Source organism: Rhodoferax sp., from assembly GCF_028689295.1.
Lineage (GTDB): Bacteria > Pseudomonadota > Gammaproteobacteria > Burkholderiales > Burkholderiaceae_C > Rhodoferax.
Window position 1 is genome coordinate 1 of sequence record NZ_JAQTWL010000057.1, and the last position, 3,832, is coordinate 3,832.

A 3,832-nucleotide genomic window follows, 5' to 3' on the forward strand; every position below is an offset into this window, starting at 1 on the left:
AATTCACGGCGCGTCATTGCGCCGGATATGGTGGGCTTTGGTTTTACCGAGCGTCCCGAGGGCATGGCGTACACGATGGATGCCTGGGTCAAGCAGGCCGTCGGCCTGATGGATGCACTGGAGCTGGAACAGGTCGATCTGGTGGGCAACTCCTTTGGTGGTGCGCTGTCCCTTGCATTGGCCATTCGTCACCCCCAGCGTGTTCGTCGCCTGGTGCTGATGGGGGCGGCCGGTGTCGATTTCGAGATCACCCCCGCGCTGGACGCGATCTGGGGCTACACCCCGTCGTTCGAGAACATGCGCCAGGTCATGGACCTGTTTGCGTATGACCGCAATCTGGTCACGGACGAACTCGCGCAATTGCGCTACGAGGCCAGCAAGCGGCCCGGTTTCCAGGAATCGTACGCGGCGATGTTCCCGGCGCCGCGGCAGCGCTGGGTGGCGTCGCTGGCGAGCCGGGATGAAGACATTCGGGCCCTGCCGCACGAAACCCTGATCATTCACGGCCGGGAAGACCAGGTGTTGCCGCTGTCGAATTCGATCCATCTTTCGCAGCTCATCCTGCGCTCGCAACTGCATGTGTTTGGCAGATGCGGACATTGGACACAGATCGAGCATGCGGCGCGCTTTGCCCAGCAGGTGAGTAATTTCCTGGCCGAGGCCGACGCAGTCTGAGGCCATGATGCCAGTGATCGTCACGACCCCGATCTGCCATGCGCCAGACAGCGACAAGCCCTGCATGCGGTCCATTGATTTGGTGCAGACCGGGGAGACTTACCTTTGCAGCGAAACCGAAACGCTGCTTGCGGGCATGACCCGATTGGGCAAGCGGGGTATTCCGGTCGGCTGTGTGAATGGTGGTTGCGGCGTGTGCAAGATCAGCATTCGCTCCGGCAGGGTGCGCAAGGTGGGGGCGATGAGCCGCGCCCACGTGTCGGTCGAGGAAGAAGCAAAAGGGGTGTGCCTGGCCTGCCGCGTGGCACCGCTGGAAGACCTGGCGGTCGAAGTGGTGGGCAAGATGACCAGGGCGTTCACCCTTGCAAGTGTTGCCGGCGCTTCATCCTGAAGTGTGGGCGTTTTGAGTTAGTCAATAGAAGGAGATATGCAATGGGAATTATGCGAATCGGCCATGTCAGCCTGCGGGTGATGGACATGGCAGCCGCGCTGAAGCATTATGAAAACGTGCTGGGCATGAAGAAGACCATGGAGGACAAGGACGGCAACGTCTACCTTAAATGCTGGGATGAGTGGGATAAATTTTCCGTGATCCTCACCCCATCCGACCAGGCCGGCATGAACCATGTGGCCTACAAAGTCAAGCAGGATGCCGACCTCGACAGTTTGAAAGCCAAGGTGCAAGCCTACGGCATCGCCACGACGGACTTGCCCGAAGGCACGCTGCCCGCCACCGGGCGCATGCTCCAGTTCAACCTGCCCAGCGGCCACGAAATGCGCTTGTATGCGATGAAGGAGTGCGTAGGCACCGAAGTCGGCTCGATCAATCCCGATCCGTGGCCCGACAACATCAAGGGTGCCGGGGCGCACTGGCTCGACCATGTTCTGCTCATGTGCCCCTTCGATCCCGCCGCGGGAGTCAACAAGGTGGCCGAGAACACCAAGTTCTTTCTTGAAGTGCTTGATTTTTTCCAGACCGAACAGATCACCGTGGGCCCGGGCGGCGCGTTCCAGCTGGCCTCGTTCATCTCATGCTCGAGCAAGCCGCACGACATCGCGTTTGTCGGTGGGCCGACGCCAGGCTTGCACCACGTGTCATTTTTCCTGGATTCCTGGCATGACATATTGAAGGCTGCAGATGTGATGGCGAAAAACAAGGTACGCATTGACGTTGCGCCTACCCGCCATGGCCTCACGCGCGGTGAGACCATTTATTTCTTCGACCCCAGTGGCAACCGCAACGAGACCTTCGCCGGTCTGGGTTACCAGGCGCAGCCTGACCGCCCAGTGACGACCTGGACCGAAGATGAAGCGGGTCGGGGCATTTTCTATCACACAGGGGTGCTGCCTGGATCGTTTACCGAGGTCTATACCTGAGGCCTGCCGTAGCACCTGTCGTTGTCCTTCGCGGCATTGATCGGCTGCACGGCTGCATCAGCAATCGTGCAGTCGGCGGTTCGAACCGCGCTGTCATTGACTTGGCGTCACCTCCCTGGCAGCGTGCCATCAACACGATATGAACCAACCCCATCCCTGGAAACCCCGAACCGACATGACCCCTGAACTGATAGAAACCCTGGGCGACGAGCTCTACAGCGCCCTGTGCGCGCGCACCGTGGTCGAGCCGCTGACCAGCCGCCACCCCGACATCACCATCGAGCACGCCTACCACATCCAGCAGCGCATGATCTCGCGCCGCCTGCAGGCCGGCGAGCGCGTGGTCGGCAAGAAGATCGGCGTCACCAGCGCGGCCGTGATGAACATGCTGGGCGTGTACCAGCCCGACTTCGGCTACATGCTCGACGGCATGATCGTCAGCGACGGCGGCAGCATCGCCATGTCCACCCTGATCCAGCCCAAGGCCGAGGGCGAAATCGCCTTTGTCCTGAAGCGCGACCTGATGGGCCCCGGCGTCACCAACGCTGACGTGCTGGCAGCCACCGACTTCGTCATGCCCTGCTTCGAGATCGTCGACTCGCGCATCCGCGACTGGAAGATCAAGATTCAGGACACCATCGCAGACAACGCCTCCTGCGGCATGTTCGTGCTCGGCAGCACCGCCAAGGACCCGCGCAAGATGGACCTGATGACCTGCGGCATGGTGCTGGAGAAAAACGGCGAGATCATCGCCACTGGCGCCGGCGCGGCCGCGCTGGGCTCCCCGGTCAATGCCGTGGCCTGGCTGGCCAACACCCTGGGCCGTCTGGGCATCGGCCTCAAGGCGGGCGAAGTGATCCTCTCCGGCGCCCTAGCCGCCATGTTCCCGGCCAAAGCGGGCGACCACTTCCGCGTCACCATAGGCGGCCTTGGCGGCTGCTCGGTGCGCTTTCATTGACTTTCCTGGAAATTTCGAACATGACGAAAAAAATCAAATGCGCCCTGATCGGCCCCGGCAACATTGGCACCGACCTGCTGGCCAAGCTGCAACGCAGCGCAGTGCTGGAGCCGGTCTGGATGGTCGGCATTGACCCCAACTCCGACGGCCTCAAGCGCGCCCGCGAGATGGGCATCAAAACCACCGCCGAAGGTGTCGATGGTTTGGTGCCCCACATGGTGGCAGACGGTGTGCAAATCGTCTTTGACGCCACCAGCGCCTATGTGCACGCAGAAAACAGCCGCAAGGTCAACGCCCTGGGCGCCCTGATGATCGACCTCACGCCCGCGGCAATAGGCCCGTTTTGCGTCCCGCCGGTCAACCTGGTCGAACACGTTGGCAAGGGTGAGATGAACGTCAACATGGTCACCTGCGGTGGCCAAGCCACCATTCCCATGGTGGCCGCCGTCAGCCGGGTGCAGCCGGTGGCTTACGGCGAAATCGTCGCCACCGTGTCGAGCAAGTCCGCCGGCCCCGGCACCCGCAAGAACATCGACGAATTCACCCGCACCACCGCCAGCGCAGTCGAAAAGGTCGGTGGCGCCAAAAAAGGCAAGGCCATCATCATCCTGAACCCGGCCGAACCGCCCTTGATCATGCGTGACACCGTGCATTGCCTGACTGAGACCGAACCGGACCAAGCCAAGATCACCGAATCCATCCACGCCATGATCAAGGAAGTGCAAAAGTACGTGCCCGGCTACAAGCTGGTCAACGGCCCGGTGTTTGACGGCAACCGTGTCTCCGTCTTCCTAGAAGTTGAAGGCTTGGGCGACTACCTGC

General features: G+C 61.5%; 5 protein-coding genes. All 5 read left to right on the forward strand.

All coding sequences use genetic code 11. The annotated features are described in order from the left end of the window. Window positions 1-675, forward strand: a 675-nt coding sequence (locus PHF15_RS16635; protein ID WP_300122964.1) for an alpha/beta fold hydrolase, incomplete at its 5' end; no start/stop codon positions are given. Between the two features lie 64 nt (window positions 676-739). Then, window positions 740-1,066, forward strand: a complete 327-nt coding sequence (locus PHF15_RS16640) for a 2Fe-2S iron-sulfur cluster-binding protein (RefSeq protein ID WP_300122970.1) — start codon at window positions 740-742, stop codon at window positions 1,064-1,066. A 41-nt stretch (window positions 1,067-1,107) separates the two neighbouring features. Continuing rightward, window positions 1,108-2,052 (forward strand): catechol 2,3-dioxygenase, encoded by a 945-nt coding sequence (locus PHF15_RS16645; protein WP_300122965.1) that lies wholly within the window; start codon window positions 1,108-1,110, stop codon window positions 2,050-2,052. Between the two features lie 175 nt (window positions 2,053-2,227). Further along, the gene (dmpE, locus tag PHF15_RS16650; RefSeq protein ID WP_300122967.1) at window positions 2,228-3,010 is read left to right on the forward strand and encodes a 2-oxopent-4-enoate hydratase; all 783 of its coding nucleotides are present in this window, start codon (window positions 2,228-2,230) and stop codon (window positions 3,008-3,010) included. A 20-nt stretch (window positions 3,011-3,030) separates the two neighbouring features. After that, a partial coding sequence (locus PHF15_RS16655; RefSeq protein ID WP_300122969.1) for an acetaldehyde dehydrogenase (acetylating) occupies window positions 3,031-3,832 on the forward strand: 802 nt, incomplete at its 3' end.